The sequence below is a fragment of the Micrococcus sp. HG099 genome (assembly GCF_024723355.1).
Classification (GTDB): domain Bacteria; phylum Actinomycetota; class Actinomycetes; order Actinomycetales; family Micrococcaceae; genus Micrococcus; species Micrococcus endophyticus.
On sequence record NZ_JANQCJ010000254.1, the window covers coordinates 1 to 1,133 of the forward strand.

1 pseudogene is annotated in these 1,133 nt (G+C 80.2%); it reads right to left on the bottom strand.

Annotation, left to right across the window (positions count from 1 at the left end):
- Positions 1 to 1,133: pseudogene (locus tag NWP10_RS12055) on the bottom strand (ATP-dependent helicase); the annotation flags it as partial.

Consider the following 1,133-nt stretch of genomic DNA (forward strand, 5'->3'; position numbering starts at 1 on the left):
CCCGTGCCCGCCCCGGCCCCGCCCGTGCGCGCGGTGCGGGCCCGCGGGGTCTGCCGGCCCGTGCGGTGGGCGGTCTTGCCGAGGGAGAGCAGGCCGCGCACGGGGGCGAAGGTGTCGTTGCCGACCTCCCCGGCCCACACCAGCCCCCACAGCGTCTCGAGCACGGCGGGCCCGCGCGCGAGGTCGGCCCCGGTCCCGTGCCCGTCCGGCCCGCCCGTGCCCAGCCGGGCGGACTGGGCGGCCCGCACCCGCTCCACGAGCTGCGGGAAGAACCACGCGCCGCCTCCGGCGAGCACCTCGCGCACGTCAGCGCGCAGGGCGGCGTCCCGCGGCGCGGCCGCGTCCGGGCCCGTGCCGTCGGGCCGCTCGGGCAGGCGCAGGGTGAGGTCCACGGCGTCGGCGGGGTGCAGGGCCACCCAGCCGTCGTTGCCGGCGGCCTCGGCCACGCCGGACCACACGTACTCCCCCGTGGCCAGCAGCTCGTCCAGCAGGGCGGGGGCGTAGTCCCGCACCCGCGTGGGCAGGACGAGCGACTCCCACGCGCTCGCGGGCAGGGGCGTGCCGGCCAGCTGGTCCAGCACGGTGGCCACGCCGTCCACGCCCTCGAGGGTGGCCGGCGGGCGCCACGCCCCGTCCCGGCCGACGCGCGGGCGCAGGTGCTGCCAGTCGGCGAGGAACCGCGCGTACGCGGACTGGTCCACCGGCTCCACCTCGGCGCGCAGCGCGGCGAGCGAGCGCAGGCGGATGCGCCGCAGCACCTCGGCGTCGCACCATTCGGCGTCCAGGCCCGTGGCCCCGGGGGCGCCGTCCGGGCGGAAGGCGCCGGTGCTCACGCGCCGCTCGGTGGCCAGGCGCTGCAGCACCGGCAGGACGACGGCGCCGCCCAGTCCCAGCGCGGCGCCCGCCTCGGCCGCGGTGAAGGGGCCGTGGGTGCGGGCGTAGCGGGAGACGAGGTCGCCGAGGGGGTCGTCCACGGGCTCGAGGAACGCGGCGGGCACGCCGTGGGGGATCGGGGTGCCGAGGGTGTCCCGCAGGCGGGCCGCGTCCTCCACGGCCGCGAACCGCTCGACGCCGTCCTGGCGCAGCCGGAACGCGCGACCGGCACGCTCCAGCCCGGCCAGCATCTCCCCGAC